This is a genomic window from Streptomyces sp. XH2, assembly GCF_049725035.1.
Classification (GTDB): domain Bacteria; phylum Actinomycetota; class Actinomycetes; order Streptomycetales; family Streptomycetaceae; genus Streptomyces; species Streptomyces roseoverticillatus.
The window spans coordinates 19,680-38,796 of sequence record NZ_JBMMMZ010000023.1; the positions used below are offsets into that span (position 1 = coordinate 19,680).

14 protein-coding genes and 1 pseudogene are annotated in these 19,117 nt (G+C 73.7%); 11 read left to right on the top strand and 4 right to left on the bottom strand.

Annotated elements, in window-relative coordinates; genetic code table 11:
• Positions 1–40: 40 nt before the first annotated feature.
• The gene (locus ACOTKD_RS35455; protein WP_424893101.1) at positions 41–1,651 is read right to left on the bottom strand and encodes a PucR family transcriptional regulator; all 1,611 of its coding nucleotides are present in this window, start codon (positions 1,649–1,651) and stop codon (positions 41–43) included.
• 207 nt (positions 1,652–1,858) lie between these two features.
• On the opposite strand from ACOTKD_RS35455, the gene ACOTKD_RS35460 reads away from it, so the two are divergent.
• Positions 1,859–3,160 (top strand): MFS transporter, encoded by a 1,302-nt coding sequence (locus tag ACOTKD_RS35460; RefSeq protein WP_424893102.1) that lies wholly within the window; start codon positions 1,859–1,861, stop codon positions 3,158–3,160.
• Positions 3,161–3,483: 323 nt separating this feature from the next.
• Here the strand turns inward: ACOTKD_RS35460 and ACOTKD_RS35465 are convergent, their stop codons facing one another.
• A complete protein-coding gene (locus ACOTKD_RS35465) occupies positions 3,484–5,292 on the bottom strand; it encodes a glycoside hydrolase family 15 protein (RefSeq protein WP_424893103.1) in 1,809 nt (602 codons plus the stop codon).
• A 447-nt stretch (positions 5,293–5,739) separates the two neighbouring features.
• On the opposite strand from ACOTKD_RS35465, the gene ACOTKD_RS35470 reads away from it, so the two are divergent.
• The 10 genes from ACOTKD_RS35470 (at position 5,740) to ACOTKD_RS35515 (ending at position 18,025) form a co-directional block, all read left to right on the top strand.
• On the top strand, positions 5,740–7,389 hold the full coding sequence (locus ACOTKD_RS35470) for a CTP synthase (protein ID WP_286157535.1): 1,650 nt from the start codon (positions 5,740–5,742) through the stop codon (positions 7,387–7,389).
• 75 nt (positions 7,390–7,464) lie between these two features.
• Complete coding sequence (locus ACOTKD_RS35475) at positions 7,465–8,091, top strand: NUDIX domain-containing protein (RefSeq protein ID WP_424893104.1); 627 nt, start codon at positions 7,465–7,467, stop codon at positions 8,089–8,091.
• Positions 8,092–8,262: 171 nt separating this feature from the next.
• A complete protein-coding gene (locus ACOTKD_RS35480) occupies positions 8,263–10,434 on the top strand; it encodes a tetratricopeptide repeat protein (protein WP_424893105.1) in 2,172 nt (723 codons plus the stop codon).
• A gap of 233 nt (positions 10,435–10,667) precedes the next feature.
• Positions 10,668–11,783, top strand: coding sequence for an alanine dehydrogenase (ald, locus tag ACOTKD_RS35485; protein ID WP_424893158.1), 1,116 nt, complete (start codon positions 10,668–10,670; stop codon positions 11,781–11,783).
• A gap of 343 nt (positions 11,784–12,126) precedes the next feature.
• Entirely contained in the window at positions 12,127–13,254 is a 1,128-nt protein-coding gene (locus ACOTKD_RS35490; protein WP_120757898.1) for a ParA family protein, read from the top strand.
• A complete protein-coding gene (locus ACOTKD_RS35495) occupies positions 13,239–13,793 on the top strand; it encodes a hypothetical protein (protein WP_424893106.1) in 555 nt (184 codons plus the stop codon). The genes ACOTKD_RS35490 and ACOTKD_RS35495 overlap by 16 nt, the downstream gene beginning before the upstream one ends.
• 65 nt (positions 13,794–13,858) lie before the next feature.
• Positions 13,859–14,986: a segregation and condensation protein A gene (locus ACOTKD_RS35500; RefSeq protein ID WP_424893107.1), complete on the top strand. Its 1,128-nt coding sequence runs from the start codon at positions 13,859–13,861 to the stop codon at positions 14,984–14,986.
• A 95-nt stretch (positions 14,987–15,081) separates the two neighbouring features.
• Complete coding sequence (gene scpB, locus ACOTKD_RS35505; RefSeq protein WP_424893159.1) at positions 15,082–15,648, top strand: SMC-Scp complex subunit ScpB; 567 nt, start codon at positions 15,082–15,084, stop codon at positions 15,646–15,648.
• Positions 15,648–16,937, top strand: coding sequence for a pseudouridine synthase (locus ACOTKD_RS35510; RefSeq protein ID WP_424893108.1), 1,290 nt, complete (start codon positions 15,648–15,650; stop codon positions 16,935–16,937). The genes scpB and ACOTKD_RS35510 overlap by 1 nt, the downstream gene beginning before the upstream one ends.
• Before the next feature lie 290 nt (positions 16,938–17,227).
• On the top strand, positions 17,228–18,025 hold the full coding sequence (locus ACOTKD_RS35515) for a nucleotidyltransferase domain-containing protein (RefSeq protein ID WP_424893109.1): 798 nt from the start codon (positions 17,228–17,230) through the stop codon (positions 18,023–18,025).
• On the opposite strand, the pseudogene ACOTKD_RS35520 reads toward ACOTKD_RS35515, so the two are convergent.
• Positions 17,978–18,705 (bottom strand): annotated as a pseudogene (locus ACOTKD_RS35520) (nucleotidyltransferase domain-containing protein); the annotation flags it as partial. The gene ACOTKD_RS35515 and the pseudogene ACOTKD_RS35520 overlap by 48 nt on opposite strands.
• Positions 18,706–18,713: 8 nt before the next feature.
• Positions 18,714–19,076, bottom strand: coding sequence for a DUF952 domain-containing protein (locus ACOTKD_RS35525; RefSeq protein ID WP_424893110.1), 363 nt, complete (start codon positions 19,074–19,076; stop codon positions 18,714–18,716).
• Positions 19,077–19,117 lie beyond the last annotated feature (41 nt).

A 19,117-nucleotide genomic window follows, 5' to 3' on the forward strand; every position in this document is an offset into this window, starting at 1 on the left:
CCGGTCACTGTTCGAGTAGAGCCCGGTGCATCTGCGCAGGTCAAATCCATTCCGTGTGACGTCGGGCGCGCAGCGCCAGGCCCAGCGACAGGACCGTCTCCGGATCCTCCAGGTCCACGCCCAGCAGCCGCCCGATCCGGGCCAGCCGGTCGTAGAGCGTCTGCCGGTTGAGGTGGAGCTCGCGCGCGGTCTCCGCCTTGCGGCCCGCGTGCGCGAGGTACGCGGTGAGCGTGGGCAGCAGCGCCGGCCGCGCGGCGGCGTCGTGCGCGATCAGCGGGCCGAGCACCCGGTCGACGAACGCCGCCAGATCGCCCTGGGAGCGCAGCCGCCACAGCAGCACGTCGACGTCGAGCCGCCGCACGTCGTGCCAGGGCCGGTCCGGCAGCCCCTGGGCGGCGGTCGCCGCCTCGGCCGCGTGCCGCAGCTCCGCGCCCGCCGTCTCCCACGTCGCCGGCGCGCCGGCCACCACGACGGGCGCCGGGAACCCCGCCCGCTCCGCACCCGCCCGCAGCGCCGCCGCCACCCGGCCGGCCACCGCGGCCCGCTCCGCCGCGTCCCGCAGGCCCACCAGCAACGGAACCCGGCCCTCCGGCAGCCGGACGCCCAGCAGCACGGGCACCCCCACCCCGGCCAGCTCCTCCTGCACCGCGCAGGCCAGCGCCGCCCGGCCCTCCGCCGGAGCCAGGTCCGTGGCCGGCCGCATCACCAGGGGCAGCAGCGGACCGGAACCGGGCCGGAAGCCCAGCACCCGCGCCTGCGCCGGCGCCTCGGCCGCCGCCACCCGGCCCTCGGCCAGATCGGCCAGGAAGTCGCCGCGGCCGCGCGCCGCCAGCTCCTCCTCCTGCCGCGCCTGCAGCAGGACCACCGCCAGCAGCCCGGCCGTACGCTCCGCCGCGATCCGGTGCACGGGCGCCAGCGGCGCGTCCACCGGCAGCACGGCCAGCCGGGCCCGCACGGCGCCCGGCCCCGGCCCGTGCCCCGGAACGTCGGTGACCACGGCCCCGGCCGGCCGGCCCGCCTGCGGCCGCAGCCTCTCCCACACCTGCAGCGGATCCGTACCGCCCGCAGAGCCCTCCGGCCCCGCCGCGTACAGCAGCCGCCCGTCCGGGGTCTCCAGGAACACGGGATTGCCCGCGAAGCCCGCGAACAGCCGCAGCACCTCCGGCACCCCGCCGCCGCCCAGCAGCACCTCCGTGCAGCGCCGGTGCACCTCCTCGGCGCGCCGCAGCAGGGCGTAGTGCTCGTTGACGAGCTCGGTGTGGATCTCCTCCGTCACCGCGACGAACGGCACCTCCCGGTGCAGCTGCACCAGCGGCAGCCCGCACGAGCGGGCCGCGTCCACCACCGCGGCCGGCAGCGTCGCGAACCGCGCGCCCAGCTCCACGACCAGCGCCGCGATGCCCCGCTCGGCCAGCCCCCGGACGAAGGCGCGCTGCTCGGCGGGGCGGCTGCCCACTCCCAGGCCCGTCGTCAGCAGGAGCTCACCGCCCTTCAGCAGGGCGGCGATGTTCGGGGCCTCGCCGGCGTGCACCCAGCGGACGGACCGGTCGAGCCGGTCGCCTGCGGCGAGCACCTCGGGGAGACCCTTCCGCAGGGTGGGCAGTTCCAGGGCCTGGGCCACGGTGATGCCTTGGGAGACGTGCGGTTCCATGAGGCGGAACCTAGCCGCCGTCCGGCGGGGTTGTCAGATACGGGCTTGCTGCGGGGCGGGCGCCTCCCCCGGCTACCGCTGGGGGACCCCCAGACCCCGGTGGGGGTTGCTCGCCGCTGGGGGGAGAATCCAGGTCCGTGTCGCGGCCCCGCGCCCCGCGGCAATACGCCTTATGCGCGGTCCGTTACCGCCCCTACCCTGGCCCCCATGACCGCAGCCCCCGAGAGAAACGCGTCCGTCCCCTCCGGCATATCCCGGGGCGGGGACGCCGCTCCGCCCGACCGCGCCGCCGTCCAGCGCCGTACGGTCAACGTCCTCATGACCGCCCAGGTCGTCATCGGCATCGGCATGGGTGCGGTGATCTCCTCCGGCGGCCTGCTCATCGAGCACCTCACCGGTTCCGAGGCCGCCGCCGGCTTCGCCACCACCCTCGTCACGCTCGGCGCCGCGCTGCTGTCCGTACCGCTCGCCGCCCTCTCCCGGGCCCGCGGCCGCCGCGCCGGCCTCAGCACCGGCTGGCTGATCGCCTCCGCGGGCGCGCTGACCGTACTCGCCGGCGCCGCGCTCGGGTGGGCCCCGCTCGCCCTCTTCGGCCTGCTCCTCCTCGGCTCCGGCACCGCCGCCAACCTCCAGTCCCGCTACGCCGCCACCGACCTCGCCGAGAAGGACGGCCGGGCCCGCGCCCTCTCCCTCGTCGTCTGGTCGGCGACCGTCGGCGCCGTCCTCGGACCCAACCTCACCGGGCCCGGAGCCGCCGTCGCCCGCGCCGTCGGGCTTCCCGAGGCGTCGGGCACGTTCGTCTTCTCCTGCGCGGCGTTCCTCGCCGGAGCGGCCGTGATCCGCGCCCGGCTGCGCCCCGACCCGCTGCTGCTGGCGGCCCGTCTCGACGCGGCGGCGGCGCCCGCGCAGCAGGCCCGTTTCCTTACCCGAATGAGCGGCGCCCTGCGACACGTGGCCGCGTCACCCTCCGCGCTGACGGGGCTGACCGCGCTGGTCCTCGGGCATGCCGTGATGGTGTCGGTGATGACGATGACGCCGGTGCACCTCGCCCACCACGGGGCCTCGCTCAGCGTCGTCGGCTTCACCATCAGCCTGCACATCGCAGGCATGTACGCGCTCTCGCCCCTGGTGGGCAAGGCGGCGGACCGGTTCGGGCGGGTACCGGTGATCCTGGCCGGGCAGGTGGTCTTCGTGGCGGCGACGCTGCTAGCGGGCACGGCGGGCAGCCGGCAGTGGGCGATCGCGGCAGGTCTCTTCCTGCTGGGTGTCGCGTGGTCGTGCGCGACCGTCGCGGGCTCCACGCTGCTGAGCGAGTCGGTGGACGCGGAGCACCGGTCCGAGGTGCAGGGCGCCTCGGACACGCTGATGAACCTGGTGGGGGCGGCGGGCGGGGCGCTCTCCGGAGCGTTCGTCGCTTTCAGCGGGTACGGGGGCCTGAACGCCGCGGCGGCGGTCCTTGTGCTGCCGGTGAGCGCGTGCGCCCTGTACTTCGGCCTCCGGAGGCGCTAGCGCTCCGATGGAAGTCCGGTACGTCATCTGCGGGTGCGTCGTGGCTGGTCGCGCAGTTCCCCGCGCCCCTTCGGGGCGCAGCCGGTGCGTGCGACCGGACCGCCCTGCGGCGGAGAAGAAAGAGGCTGGTCCTTTCGGCCCCGCGCACCCGCGGCGGACGGGTCCTGCGGAGGGAGAGGACGGCCCCGACCGGAGACGCGACCCCCGCAGCGCAGGAAAGTGATCCCGCCGCCTGGGGGTACCCCCAGCGGTAGCTGGGGGAGAGCAACCCCCACGGTGAGGGTCCGGCGGAATGACCGGCCGGCCGGACCCGTACGTACGCGCTACCCCCCGAACGCGGAGGACGCCGTCAACCGCAGCGCCGTGTCGATCAGCGGCACGTGGCTGAACGCCTGCGGGAAGTTCCCCACCTGCCGCTGCAGCCGCGGGTCCCATTCCTCCGCCAGCAGCCCCAGGTCGTTCCGCAGGGCCAGCAGCTTCTCGAACAGCTGCCGCGCCTCGTCGACCCGGCCGATCATCGCCAGGTCGTCCGCGAGCCAGAAGGAGCAGGCGAGGAAGGCGCCCTCGTCGCCCTCCAGGCCGTCGACCCCGGCCTCCTCGCCCGCGGTGGGGTAGCGCAGCACGAAGCCGTCGGGCGTGGACAGCTCGCGCTGGATGGCCTCGATCGTGCCGATGACGCGCTTGTCGTCGGGCGGCAGGAAGCCCATCTGCGGGATGAGCAGCAGGGAGGCGTCCAGCTCCTTCGACCCGTAGGACTGGGTGAAGGTGTTGCGCTCCTTGTCGTAGCCCTTCTCGCACACGTCCCGGTGGATGTCGTCGCGCAGCTCGCGCCACCGCTCCAGGGGCCCGTCCACGTCACCGGACTCGATGAGCTTGATGGTGCGGTCGACGGCCACCCAGGCCATCACCTTGGAGTGCACGAAGTGGCGGCGCGGGCCGCGGACCTCCCAGATGCCCTCGTCGGGCTCGTTCCAGTGGTCCTCGAGGTAGCCGATCAGGCGCAGCTGCAGCACCGACGCGTAGTCGTTGCGGGCGAGGCCCGTCATGTGGGCCAGGTGCAGGGCCTCGGTGACCTCGCCGTAGACGTCGAGCTGGAGCTGGTCGGCGGCGCCGTTGCCGACCCGGACGGGCGTGGAGTCCTCGTAGCCGGGCAGCCACGGCAGCTCGGCCTCGCCCAGCTCGCGCTCGCCGGCGATGCCGTACATGATCTGCAGGTTCTCGGGGTCGCCGGCGACCGCGCGCAGCAGCCACTCGCGCCAGGCGCGGGCCTCCTCGCGGTAGCCGGTGCGCAGCAGCGAGGAGAGGGTGATCGCCGCGTCGCGCAGCCAGGTGTAGCGGTAGTCCCAGTTGCGGACGCCGCCGATCTCCTCGGGCAGGGAGGTCGTCGGGGCGGCGACGATGCCGCCCGTGGGGGCGTACGTGAGCGCCTTGAGCGTGATCAGCGAGCGGATCACGGCGTCCCGGTAGGGCCCGTGGTACGTACAGTGCTCGACCCACTCGCGCCAGAACTCCTCCGTGGCCGCCAGGGAGCCCTCCGGGTCGGGCAGGGCGGGCGGCTCGCGGTGCGAGGGCTGCCAGCTGATGGTGAAGGCGACGCGCTCGCCGGGGGAGACGGTGAAGTCGGAGTAGGTGGTGAGGTCCTTGCCGAAGGTGTCGGCGGTGGTGTCGAGCCACACCGAGTCCGGGCCTGCCACGGCCACCGTGCGGTCGCCGACCTTGTGCACCCAGGGCACGACCCGGCCGTAGGAGAAGCGCATCCGCAGCGCGGAGCGCATCGGCACCCGCCCGCTGACGCCCTCCACGATCCGGATCAGCTGGGGCGCGCCCTCGCGCGGCGGCATGAAGTCGATGATGCGGACGGTGCCGCGCGGGGTGTCCCACTCGGATTCGAGCACGAGGGAGTCCCCCCGGTACCGGCGGCGGTCGGCGGGCGGCGGGGCCGCTCCCGACGGGTGCGCGGGGCCGACCCGCCAGAAGCCGTGTTCCTCCGTGCCGAGCAGACCGGCGAACGCGGCATGGGAATCGAAACGGGGCAGGCACAGCCAGTCGGCCGTGCCGTCCCGGCAGACAAGGGCGGCGGTCTGCATATCGCCGATGAGTGCGTAATCCTCGATACGCCCGGCCACGGTCATCTCCAGTCGAACGGCGCCACATGACCCCGTGGGGGTCCCTCTTGCGGTCAAGCGATCTTTAGACGAGCTCTGTTCCGGAAGGTGCGTCTCCCTGCGGGTACCTACTGCCCCCGGCGGTGGCCGGGGGAGGTGGCTGGGGAGGGCGGGATGATGCCGTGCCGGCCGGCTCGCTGCATGTGTCCGAGCAGGATACGACGCGGAGTTGGTGCGACGCGCGACGGTTGGAGGACGAATCTGAGCCGAATGGGTGGCCTGTGACGCAGCCGCCACGCACCGCCACACAGGGGGCCGGGACGCGTCGGCGGAAGCGGCCGGGCCGGGGCGCTGATACCCTGGTACCCCGTGGACCGGTGGGCGCAAGACCCCCCAACCGCAGCGACGGCACCCCCGAAAACTCCGGGTGAACGCCGGTACGCACCCTCCACTCGCGACCACGGGAGCCCCCCTTTGGCCATTGCCGCAAAGCCCACGACGACCAAGCACCTCTTCGTCACGGGGGGTGTCGCCTCCTCGCTCGGCAAGGGACTGACGGCCTCCAGCCTGGGCGCGCTGCTCAAGGCCCGGGGACTGCGGGTCACGATGCAGAAGCTCGACCCCTACCTCAACGTAGACCCGGGCACGATGAACCCCTTCCAGCACGGTGAGGTGTTTGTCACCAACGACGGCGCCGAGACCGACCTGGACATCGGCCACTACGAGCGCTTCCTGGACGTCGACCTCGACGGCTCGGCGAACGTCACCACCGGCCAGGTGTACTCCTCCGTGATCGCCAAGGAGCGGCGCGGCGAGTACCTGGGCGACACCGTGCAGGTCATCCCGCACATCACCAACGAGATCAAGCACCGCATCCGCCGCATGGCCACCGACGACGTCGACGTCGTCATCACCGAGGTCGGCGGCACGGTCGGCGACATCGAGTCGCTGCCGTTCCTGGAGACCGTCCGTCAGGTCCGCCACGAGGTCGGCCGCGACAACGTCTTCGTCGTGCACATCTCGCTGCTGCCCTACATCGGTCCCTCGGGCGAGCTGAAGACCAAGCCCACCCAGCACTCGGTGGCCGCCCTGCGCAACATCGGCATCCAGCCCGACGCGATCGTGCTGCGCGCCGACCGCGAGGTCCCCACCGCCATCAAGCGCAAGATCTCGCTGATGTGCGACGTCGACGAGGCCGCGGTCGTCGCCGCGATCGACGCCCCCTCGATCTACGACATCCCGAAGGTGCTGCACACCGAGGGCCTGGACGCCTACGTCGTCCGCAAGCTCGACCTGCCCTTCCGCGACGTGAACTGGACCCAGTGGGAGGACCTGCTGGACCGCGTCCACAACCCCTCGCACGAGGTCACGGTCGCCCTGGTCGGCAAGTACATCGACCTGCCCGACGCCTACCTGTCGGTCACCGAGGCCATCCGCGCCGGCGGCTTCGCCAACCGCGCCAAGGTCAAGGTCAAGTGGGTCGCCTCCGACGACTGCAAGACCCCGGCCGGTGCCGCCGCCCAGCTCGGCGACGTCGACGCCATCTGCGTCCCCGGCGGCTTCGGCGACCGCGGCGTGAACGGCAAGGTCGGCGCGATCACCTACGCCCGCGAGAACAAGGTGCCGCTGCTGGGCCTGTGCCTCGGCCTGCAGTGCGTGGTCATCGAGGCCGCCCGCAACCTGGCCGGCATCGAGGGCGCCAACTCCACCGAGTTCGACCCGGCCACCGCCAACCCGGTCATCTCCACCATGGCCGAGCAGCTCGACATCGTCGCCGGCGAGGGCGACATGGGCGGCACCATGCGCCTGGGCATGTACCCGGCCAAGCTCGCCGAGGGCTCCATCGTCCGCGAGGTCTACGGCAACGAGCAGTACGTGGAGGAGCGCCACCGCCACCGCTACGAGGTGAACAACTCCTACCGCGCCGAGCTGGAGAAGGCCGGCCTGGTCTTCTCGGGCACCTCCCCGGACAACAAGCTGGTCGAGTACGTGGAGTACCCGCGCGAGGTGCACCCCTACCTGGTGGCCACGCAGGCCCACCCGGAGCTGCGCTCGCGCCCGACCCGCCCGCACCCGCTCTTCGCGGGCCTGGTGAAGGCTGCCGTCGAGCGTCAGCAGGGCTGACCTATACGGTTGACCGGGGTGAAGGTTTCCGCACGGAGGCCTCCACCCCGGTTTCCGCTTTTCTGGAGGACGTAGATGGGCATCAAGGACACCGCCGCCGAGTGGCAGGTCAACGCGACCGCGACCCCGTTCGTCGGCAACAAGACCAGCGTCCGCACGGACGAGGTGGTGATGCCCGACGGAACGGTCGTCAAGCGCGACTACCAGGTCCACCCGGGCTCGGTCGCCGTCCTCGCCCTGGACGACGAGGGCCGCGTGCTGGTCCTCAACCAGTACCGTCACCCCGTCCGGCAGCGGCTGTGGGAGATCCCCGCCGGCCTCCTCGACGTGCCCGGCGAGAACCCGCTGCACGCCGCGCAGCGCGAGCTGTACGAGGAGGCCCACGTCAAGGCCGAGGACTGGCGGGTGCTGACCGACGTCTACACCACGCCCGGCGGCTGCGACGAGGCCGTGCGGATCTTCCTGGCCCGCGAGATCTCCGACGTCGTGGGCGAGCGCTTCGAGGTGGAGCACGAGGAGCTCGACATGGAGCTCGCCCGGGTGCCGCTGGCGGAGCTGGTGCGGGGCGTCCTCGCGGGCGAGCTGCACAACAACTGCCTGGTCGTCGGCGTCCTCTCGCTCGCCGCGGCGCTGGCCGGGGACGGGCTCGACGCCCTCCGCCCGGCGGACGCGCAGTGGCCGGCGCGGCCGTTCGAGGCGTAGCGCCCTCACGGCGGGCGGGTTTCGCCCGACGATCATCAGAACCGAATAGGTGATCTTCTGCAGCGGCGGCCGGGACTCCCCGGGGCGCGCCGGGCCGTGAACTAGGCTCGTCGCGTGCTCGACCGCGGCCGCGGCGGGCTCGTTCGTGGCAGGTGGACGGGAGTGTGCCCCGTGGCGGAGCAGGCGGTGGAGACCGGCGACGGGATGGCGGCGGTGCCGCCGGGGCGGCGGTTGTCCGTCCCGGCGGCCGGCGGCCCGGCCCGTACGGCGGCCCCCGTGCTGCCCGGCTTCGTCGGCCGCCGCCGGGAGCTGGAGGAGCTGCGGGCCGACATCGTGCGCGCCGGTCTCGACACCCTCGCCGGCCGCAAGAGCCCGCGCGGCCGGGTCCTGCTCATCGCCGGGCGGCCCGGCTCCGGCCGCACCGCCCTGGCCGAGGAGCTCGCCGGGCAGCTCGCCGGCCAGTACCCCGACGGCGTGCTGCGCGCCCGGCTCACCGAGGCCGGCGGCGCCCCCGTCCCCACCGAGCGGACGGCCCGCGCGCTGCTCACCGCGCTCGGCGCGCCCGTCCCCGCGGGGGCCGAGGAGGACGAGCTGACGCAGGCGGTGCGCAACGCCCTCAAGGGCCGCCGCGCGCTGCTGCTGCTCGACGACGCGGCGGGCGCCGAGCAGGTGGACCCGCTGCTTCCGGACAAGTCCGAGTGCCTGATCGTGGCCGTCTCGCGGGGCCCGCTGACCGGCGTGCCCGACGTGCGGCCCTGCACCCTCGGCGGCCTCGACACGGCCTCCGGCGTCGAGCTCCTGGAGCGCTACGCCGGCCCCACCCGCATCACGTGCGACCCGGCCGCCGCGAACGCGGTGGTGGAGGAGTGCGGCGGCCAGCCCGCGGCGCTGGTCCTGGTCGGCGGCTGGCTCGCGGCCCTGTCCAAGCTGTCCGTGGTCGACGCGGTCACGCGGCTGCGGGAGCTGCCGCCCGGCGACGGCCACGACATCGCGGCCCGCCCGCTGGCCCGCGCCTTCCACCTCGCCTACGAGGCGCTGCCGGCGCCTTCCGCCCGCATCCTGCGGCTGCTCGCGCTGGCCCCGGCCGGTGCCGCGGACGCCCACACCACGTCCGCGCTGGCCGGCTGCTCGGTGTCCGCCGCGCAGACCGCCCTGGAGGACTTCGAGGCCCGCGGCCTGCTGCGGGCCGAGCCCGCCGTGGGTTCGCTGCCGCCGCAGTACCTGGTCCCGGGCTGCCTCCTGGACATGCTGCGGGAGCTGATGCGGACTCAGGAGCGGCCCGCCGAGGTCGAGCTGGCGCGGGCGCGGATGCTGGAGCGCACCGTCCGCCAGCTGCACTCGTGCCGCGCCGCCACCCGTACCGACGACCCGCTGACCCGCAAGCGCCTCGCCGAGCTGCCCCGGCCCCTGCGGTTCGCCTCGCCGCAGGCCGCGGGGGAGTGGCTGACCTGCCGGCTCCCGGCGCTCCTGGCGGCCGCCCGGCTGGCCGTGCAGGACGGCCGGCTGGACACCCTGGCCCGGCGCCTGGTGTCCGCGCTGACCCGCGCCCTGACGGCACACTTCGGCGCCGAGGAGGCGGGCCCCGAGCTCTACGGGCTCCACCAGCTCGTCCTGGACGTGGCCCGGCGCTGCGAGATGCCCCTGGAGAAGGCCGCGGCCCTGCTCAACATCGGCGACCTGGACGCCCGGGCCGGCCGCACCCCCGCCGCCCTCGGCCGCTACCGGGAGGCGCTGGACGCGGCGCGCCGAGCGGGCGACCCGTACGCGATCAGCCGCTCCCTGGAGTCCATCGCCGCCGCGTACCACGAGCTCGGCGACTGGCAGCGGGCCGTCGACTGGTACGGGCGTGCCCTGGAGCTGCGCCTGACGCGCGGTGAGCTCGCCGACGAGGCACGGCTGTACGGCCGGCTGGGCGCCGTGCGCAGCTACGCCGGGCAGTGGAACGAGGCCCTCCGCGACTGGCGGGCGGCCGCCGCCGTGTGCCGCCGGCTGCGGGACCTGCCCGGGCACGCCCGGGCCCTCGGCGAGATCGCCCGGGTGCACGAGCACGCGGGCCGGCCGCAGGACGCCGTGCGGACCTGCCGGGAGGCCGTGGAGTGCGCACGGCAGGCGGGCGACGACCGGCTGCGGGCCGCGATGCTGCTGCGCCTCGCGGACACCCTGGAGCGGCTCGGCGACCCCGCGGCCGCGGCCGGGCACCGGTCCGCGGCCGGTGAGCTGCTGACGGGCGTCTCCTCCGCCCCCGCGGCTTCCGCCGCCGCGCTGCCGGGCGGCGCCATAGTGCCCCTCCCCGCTCCGGCCGGGCCCGAGGTGCCCGGCACCAGGACGGCGCCGCCGGACTGACCGGGACGGGCCGGGGCGGGCGGAGGCGGGCCGTGACGGACCAGAGCCAGACACAGCCGGAGGGTTACCTACGAAACCGGTAGTGGTCTTCCAAAAAATTGGCTCTTTGCAAGGCTAGACAGCGAAGGATCCTTCATTAGACTGGTTGGGCCGCGGTCGCCGCGGTCTGCTCTGGTGTGCCCCCGCATTTCCGGAATAGCCTGTATTTCTCTGATTCAAGGACCGTGATCGACGTGAAGGTCGGCATCCCCCGCGAGGTCAAGAACAACGAGTTCCGCGTTGCCATCACGCCTGCCGGCGTGCATGAGCTCGTGCGCAACGGCCACCAGGTCTTCGTCGAGAAGAACGCCGGTGTCGGCTCGTCCATCACCGACGCCGAGTACGTCGCGGCCGGTGCCGCGATCCTGGACACGGCCGACGAGGTCTGGGCCACCGCCGACCTGCTGCTGAAGGTCAAGGAGCCCATCGCGGAGGAGTACCACCGCCTGCGCAAGGGCCAGACCCTCTTCACCTACCTGCACCTCGCCGCCTCCCGCGAGTGCACCGACGCCCTGCTGCAGTCCGGCACCACGGCGATCGCGTACGAGACGGTCGAGCTCGCCAACCGCGCGCTGCCGCTGCTCGCCCCGATGTCCGAGGTCGCGGGCCGGCTGGCCCCGCAGGTCGGCGCCTACCACCTGATGCGCTCGGCCGGCGGCCGCGGCGTCCTGCCGGGCGGCGTCCCGGGCACCCAGGCGGGCAAGGCCGTCGTCATCGGCGGCGGCGTCTCCGGCTGGAACGCCGCGCAGATCGCCGTCGGCATGGGCTTCCACGTCACCCTGCTCGACAAGGACATCAACAAGCTCCGCGAGGCGGACAAGGTCTTCGGCACCAAGGTGCAGACCATCGTCTCCAACGCCTACGAGCTGGAGAAGGCCGTCGTCGAGGCCGACCTCGTCATCGGCGCCGTCCTCATCCCGGGCGCCAAGGCCCCGAAGCTGGTCACCAACGAGCTCGTCGCCAAGATGAAGCCCGGAAGTGTACTTGTCGACATTGCGATCGACCAGGGCGGCTGCTTCGAGGACTCGCGTCCGACCACCCACGCCGAGCCGACCTTCCAGGTCCACAACTCGGTCTTCTACTGCGTCGCCAACATGCCGGGCGCGGTGCCGAACACCTCCACCTACGCGCTGACCAACGCCACGCTGCCCTACATCGTGGAGCTGGCCAACCGCGGCTGGCAGGAGGCGCTCAGCCGCGACGCCGCCCTCGCCAAGGGTCTCAACACCCACGAGGGACAGGTCGTTTACGGCCCCGTCGCCGACGCGCACGGCCTGCCGTTCGTCGAACTGAGCACCCTGCTCGGCTGAGTCGTCAACACGACACGCCAAGAGCGCACCCCCGGCCGGGCCTTGTTCAGCAAGGTCCGGCCGGGGTCGTTTCCGCCCGGTTTGTGAGTGGATCCGACGCCCGGTCACCCACCCGCGAAACTTCCGGGTTGGGGGCCGCAGGCCCTTGACAGAAGCCTGTTCGATTGCCGACACATCGTGCCGTCTCCGGCGGATTGTGTTGCTGCGAACCGCCGACACGCCATAGAGTCGCCAACCGTCGGCATGGTGCAACGCTGACCTATCTAGATGTTTCCTGGTCACCAAGGAGGTAGGACGACTTGTGAATGAGTCGACATTTGCTCCCGGGGGTGGTCACCCAGGAATGTCTGCGCAGGGCCAGAGTCCCAGGGGACTCGAAGCTGTCGGCTCCGTCGCTGTCCACACCTTCGCGGCACACCAGAACATCCAGAGCACACCGACAGCCCACCAGAGCATGGACGGCCATCACGTGAACGCCATGGCCGGCGACCGCGGCGGGGTCGATCCCGCGCGGCTCGCCGACTACGAGGACGTGCCCGACGGGCACTTCTACGACCCTGACGCGGAGTACGAGCCCGACCCCGAGTACGCGGCCACCCTCGCGCCCGACGCTGCCCGGCAGCGCCGCGAGCGCATCGGCCCCACCGGGCGTCCCCTGCCGTACTTCCCCATCCCCGGACCGCTGACCGACCACGGCCCCGCGAAGATCATCGCGATGTGCAACCAGAAGGGCGGGGTCGGCAAGACCACCTCGACCATCAACCTGGGTGCCGCCCTGGCCGAGTACGGACGCCGGGTGCTGCTCGTCGACTTCGACCCGCAGGGCGCGCTCTCCGTCGGCCTCGGCGTCAATCCGATGGAGCTGGACCTGACGGTCTACAACCTCCTCATGGAGCGGGGCATGTCGGCCGACGAGGTCCTCCTCAAGACGGCCGTGCCCAACATGGACCTGCTGCCCAGCAATATCGATTTGTCAGCGGCGGAGGTCCAGCTCGTCAGCGAGGTGGCCCGCGAGTCGACGCTCCAGCGCGCCCTCAAGCCGCTGCTCGCCGACTACGACTACATCGTCATCGACTGCCAGCCCTCGCTCGGCCTGCTCACCGTCAACGCCCTGACGGCCGCTCACAAGGTGATCGTCCCGCTGGAGTGCGAGTTCTTCGCGCTGCGCGGTGTGGCACTGCTCACCGAGACGATCGAGAAGGTCCAGGAGCGGCTCAACCCCGACCTGGAGCTCGACGGCATCCTCGCCACCATGTACGACTCGCGGACCGTGCACAGCCGCGAGGTCCTCGCCCGGGTGGTCGAGGCCTTCGACGACCACGTCTACCACACCGTCATCGGCCGTACGGTCCGCTTCCCCGAGACCACGGTCGCGGGCGAGCCGATCACCACGTACGCGTCCAACTCCGTGGGTGCCGCCGCCTACCGACAGCTCGCCAGGGAGGTGCTCGCCCGGTGTCACGCCGAGTGAGTCTGCCCGGCGCCGACGAACTGTTCCGTACGACCGGGGGGTCCGGGCTGCAGTCCTCCTCCCCCCGCCGGCAGGCGAACGGGGAGGGCGGCCCGCGGGTGCCCGGCCCGGCCGGTGACTCCGACACGACGTCCGAAGGCGCCGCCGGCGCGGGCACCGAGCACGGCGGCCGCGGTGCCGCCGCGGCCGACCGGGAGAACGCCCCCGAGCGCCGCCCCGCGGGCGCGCAGGAGCGCCCCGCGGGCGCCGGCCGGGCCGCGGGCCAGGGCGAGGCCGCCCCGCCCGCGCAGGGCCGCCGCCGCGGGCGCGGGGCGGGGCGCCGGCCCAGCGGCCGGGAGCGCCACGACGAGAAGATCACCGTCTATGTCTCCGCCGAGGAGCTCATGGACCTCGAACACGCCCGGCTGGTGCTGCGCGGCGAGCACGGCCTCGCGGTCGACCGCGGCAGGATCGTGCGGGAGGCCGTCGCCGTCGTCCTCGCCGACCTGGAGTCACGGGGCGACGCGAGCATCCTCGTACGGCGCCTGCGCGGCCGCTAGGCGGCTTCCGCCGGTAGCCTGCCCCTTGGCCGTACGGCCCGTTTCCGCCTGCACCTGGACCCCTGATGCGCTCAGCTTTCTCTTCGGCCCGACGCCGCCTGGGCCTGGGCCCCGGCACGGGGTCGCCCGCCGGCGGGGACGAAGAGGGCCCGGCCCCCGCGGATGCGCCTGCCGGCGGCGCCGGCGGGAGCGGCACCGCCGCGGTGGAGCCGCCCCCGGCCGGGACGACCGGCACGGATGCGGCCCGGGAGGCGGCCCCCCGGCCGGAGGCCCCCGGGACACAGCCGCCCCCGGCGGAGATCGCCGGCGGCCCGGTTCCTGAGCCGGACCCCGCCGCGGCAGCGGCCACCGGGGGTGCGGCCCCCGCGGCGGCGGATCCCGCGGCCGACGGCCGGTTCACCGTCCGCCTGGAGAACTTCGAAGGGCCCTTCGACCTCCTCCTGCAGCTGATCGCCAAGCACAAGCTGGACGTCACCGAGGTCGCCCTCTCCAAGGTCACCGACGAGTTCATGGCGCACATCCGCGCCATGGGCCCCGACTTCGACCTCGACCAGACGACCGAGTTCCTCGTCGTCGCCGCGACCCTCCTCGACCTCAAGGCGGCCCGGCTGCTGCCCGCCGCCGAGGTCGAGGACGAGGCCGACCTCGCCCTCCTGGAAGCCCGCGACCTGCTCTTCGCCCGGCTGCTGCAGTACCGGGCCTACAAGCGGGTCGCGGAGATCTTCGGCGCCCGGCTGGACGACGAGTCGCGCCGCTTCCCCCGCACCGTCGGCCTGGAGCCGCACCACGCCGAGCTGCTCCCCGAGGTCGTCCTCGGCATCGGGCCCGAGCGCCTCGCCGAGCTGGCGGTCAAGGCCATGCGGCCCAGGCCGGCGCCGCAGGTGTACGTCGACCACATCCACGCGCCGCTCGTCAGCGTCCGCGAGCAGGCCGAGGTCGTCGTGGCCCGGCTGCGGATCACGGGCCGGGTCAGCTTCGGGGAGCTGGCCGGCGACGCCCCCGACACCCTGACCGTCGTCGCCCGCTTCCTGGCCCTGCTGGAGCTCTACCGCGAGCGCGCGGTCGCCCTCGACCAGGACGAGGCCCTGGGAGAGCTGTCGGTGCGCTGGACGGGCGAGGAAGGGGCGGAACCGCTGGTGACGGACGAGTTCGACCGCGCGCCGGAGACCGAGCCGGAGGAGAAGGCACAGTGAGCGGAGCGGAAGTGGCGGAAGAGGCGGAAGAGGAGCTCGCGGGAGACTCCGCCGTGGCCCGGCTCGACCTCGGGCCCGCGCTGGAGGCCGTCCTCATGGTCGTCGACGAACCCGCTACCGAGGAACACCTCGCCAAGGTCCTGCGGCGCCCCCGCCGCGAGATCGCCGAGGCACTCGCCGGGCTGGCCGCGGAGTACGACGCCCAGGGGCGCGGTTTCGAGCTGCGGCACGTCGCCGGGGGCTGGCGCTTCTTCACCCGCCCGGCCTACGCCGACGCCGTCGAGGCCTTCGTCCTGGACGGCCAGCAGGCGCGGCTCACCCAGGCCGCCCTGGAGACGCTGGCCGTCGTCGCGTACCGTCAGCCGGTCAGCCGGTCGAAGGTCTCCGCGGTGCGCGGCGTGAACTGCGACGGGGTCATGCGCACCCTCCTCCAGCGGGGTCTGGTGGAGGAGGCGGGGACGGAACCCGAAACAGGTGCGATCCTGTACAGGACGACGAACTACTTTCTGGAGCGCATGGGCCTGCGCGGCCTGGACGAGCTCCCGGAGCTCGCGCCCTTCCTCCCCGAGGCGGAGGCGATCGAGGGCGACACTCAGGAAGGTGTGCCGTCGTTCGATCCGGACGCACCGGACACCGAAGCGGACGACAAGACGGAACTTTGATGCGAAGCAGCGGCAGGAACAGCGGAAGCGGCAACCGGGACGACCGGGGCGGTCGAGGACGTCCGGCGTCCGGGGGCGGGCGCGCGGGCGGCGGCCGCTCCGGCGGCGGGAGCTACGGTGGCGGCGGTCGTTCCGAAGGCGGCCGCTCCGGCGGCGGCTACGGTGGCGGTCGCTCCGAGGGCGGCCGCTCCGAGGGCGGGCGCTACGACGGCGGCCGCTCCGGGGACCGGCGCGACGACAGGCCGCAGGAGCGTCCGCGCCGTCCGCGCCCCGAGGAGCGCCGCTACGACGTGGGCCCCGACGCCGAGCGCACCCGTAGCGGTCCCACCAGCGGCCGCACCGGCGGACCCACGAGCGGCCGCGGCGCGTCGGCCCGCGGCGGCGCCAAGGGCGGCCCCCGCAAGAGCTCCACGGCGGGCTCCGGCGGCCGCAGCAGCGGGCCCGCCCGCGGCCACGGCTACGCCCCCGCCCGCCCGCGCGAGCTCGACGCCAAGATCGAGGAGCGCAACCGCGAGCGGCACAACAAGCCGCAGGTGAAGACGCCCAAGACCTTCCCCGGCGCGGAGCAGGAGGGCGAGCGCCTGCAGAAGGTGCTGGCCCGGGCCGGCATGGGCTCGCGCCGTGCCTGCGAAGAGCTGATCGAGATGGCCCGCGTCGAGGTCAACGGCCGGATCGTCACCGAGCAGGGCCTGCGGGTCGACCCCGAGAAGGACGAGATCAAGGTCGACGGCCTGACCGTCGCCACCCAGTCCTACCTCTTCTTCGCCCTCAACAAGCCGGCCGGCGTCGTCTCCACCATGGAGGACCCCGACGGCCGCCAGTGCCTCGGCGACTACGTCACCAACCGCGAGACCCGGCTCTTCCACGTCGGCCGCCTCGACACGGAGACCGAGGGCATCATCCTGCTCACCAACCACGGCGAGCTGGCCCACCGGCTGACGCACCCGCGGTACGGCGTGCAGAAGACGTACCTCGCCGCCATCACGGGTCCGCTGCCGCGGGACATCGGCAAGCAGCTCAAGAACGGCATCGAGCTGGAGGACGGGTACGCCCGCGCGGACAACTTCCGCGTCATCCAGCAGACCGGCAAGAACTACCTCGTCGAGGTCACCCTCCACGAGGGCCGCAAGCACATCGTGCGGCGCATGCTCGCCGAGGCCGGCTTCCCCGTCGAGAAGCTCGTCCGCACCGCGTTCGGCCCGATCTCCCTCGGCGACCAGAAGTCGGGCTGGCTGCGCCGCCTGACGAACACGGAGGTCGGCATGCTGATGCGCGAGGTCGACCTCTAGCCGGTCGGGGTTCCGGGCCCCGGGCCCGCCCCGGCGCGGGCTCGCAGGGCGGGCGCGCTTGACGGCGCGGCCAGGCCACGTCCCTTCCGCCGCCGCGGCGGGCAGCCCCCGTGGCGGGGCCCGGCGGTGCCGTACGGGCTGAGCCGGGTCCGGCACCGCCGGATGCCGCCGCGTCGGCCGATCGCCGTCGCGGCGGAGTGGAGGGTGTCGGGCACCCTCCACGCGGAACGCCGCGGCGGGCGACCCGCAGCAAGGTCAACCGGCCGCCGCCCACAGGGCACACTGGCCCGATGAGTGATCAAGCCATACGTCCCGGAGCTGCGAGGCTCCGGGACGCCGGTCTGCCGGCCACCGACCTGTCGTCCCTCCTCGCCGGGCAGGCGATCGTGTTCGCCACCGTCTCCGGCGCGCACCTCTACGGCTTCCCGTCCCGGGACTCCGACGTCGACCTCCGGGGCGTGCACCTGCTCCCCGTAGCCGATCTGATCGGCCTGCGGGAGGGCGAGGAGACCCGTACGCGGATGGGCGACCACGACGGCGTCGAGATGGACCTCGTCACGCACGACCTGCGCAAGTTCGCCCGCCTGATGCTGCGCCGCAACGGCTACGTCCTGGAGCAGCTCCTGTCGCCCCTCGTCGTGCACACGACGGACGTCCATGCCGAGCTGACCGCCCTCGCTCCCGGCCTGCTCACCCGCAACCACGCGCACCACTACCGCGGGTTCGCCACCACCCAATGGCGGCTCTTCGAGAAGCAGGCCGAGCTGAAGCCGCTGCTCTACACGCTGCGCGTGCTCCTCACCGGCATCCACCTGATGCGCAGCGGCGAGGTCGTCGCCCACCTCCCCACGCTCACCGGGCTGGTCGGCGCCCCCTCCTACGTCGCCGAGCTGGTCGCGGCGAAGGCGGAGGCCGAGCACGGGCCGGTCCGGGGGCTGGTGGACGCCGGCCGGCTGCGGGAGGACGTCGAGGCGCTGCACGCCGTCCTGGACGGCGCGCAGGCCGCCTCCCGCCTGCCGGAACAGCCCCCGCAGGAGGCCCACGACGCGTTGCACGACCTCGTCGTCAGGGCGCGGACGGCCGCCTAGCCCGCCGAGGCCCGGCGTACGCGTATCAGGAAGTCCTCGACGCGCGCCCGGTCCGGCTCCTCGGGCAGCGGGCTCGTGCGGGCCGCCTCGGCGGCTTCCTCGCCGAGGCGGTCCAGCCACGCCTCCGCCTCGGGCCAGGGCACCTCGCCCCGCCGCACGGCGAGCAGCGGCTCGCGCAGGTCGCCGACGTCGAGCACGAGCGACCCCGTGCGCAGCAGGTCGCGGCCGCAGATCAGCAGCCGCAGCGCGTGCATGACGGGCTTCCACCGCCGCGGCGTGCCGTGCGCCCGCACGTCGGCCGCGAACCTCTTGCGCTGGTCCGCCGCGTAGCCCGCGTACGTCCGGTGGACCTCGCGGGAGAGGAACGCCTCCCGCAGGGCCAGCAGCTCGCGCCCGGTGGCGTCGGCGTGCTCGACGAGGGGGGAGTGCAGGCACTCCAGGATGTTCGGGTTGCCCCGCAGCGCCAGCTCGCAGAACCGTTCCAGCTCCCAGGAGAACTGCTCCTCGGCCGGCCCCTCCACGTGCGGCGGCGGCTTCTCGAAGCCCCAGAACAGCGGCGTGGGCGCCACGTACACGCCGCGCCGGTCCGTATCGCTGCCCTCCGTGGCCAGCCCGAAGGCGCGCGAGCCCATGACGCACGCGTAGACGGTGTGCTCGGTGACCAGCGCGACCGGGGGCACGGACACCGTCACGACCACACCGCCAGGCCCGTCGCCCGGCCGTCCTCGTCGCGCTGGATCTCCATCATCCCCTCGACCGCGTCGCGGTTGATGCGCCCGAAGACGTGCGGGAAGCGCGTCTCCGGGTCGACGCCCGGCGGCGGGGCCGGGTCGGCGGCCTCCCAGCGGACCAGGACGTCCAGCTTGTGCTCGTCGATCAGGAGGACCATCAGCGGGCCGCGCACGTCCCTGTAGAAGGCCGTGGCCACGGCGAGCGTCGTCTCCTCGTCGGGTGAGCAGTGGACGAAGCCGTCCTCGGAGAGGGAGGCGGGGGAGTACGGGCGGTCGGGCACGGCCAGCCAGTCGTCCAGGGGCACCACGTGGTAGATCATGTGCATGGTTGTACCGGACGCGGGCCCGGCAGTCCCGCAGG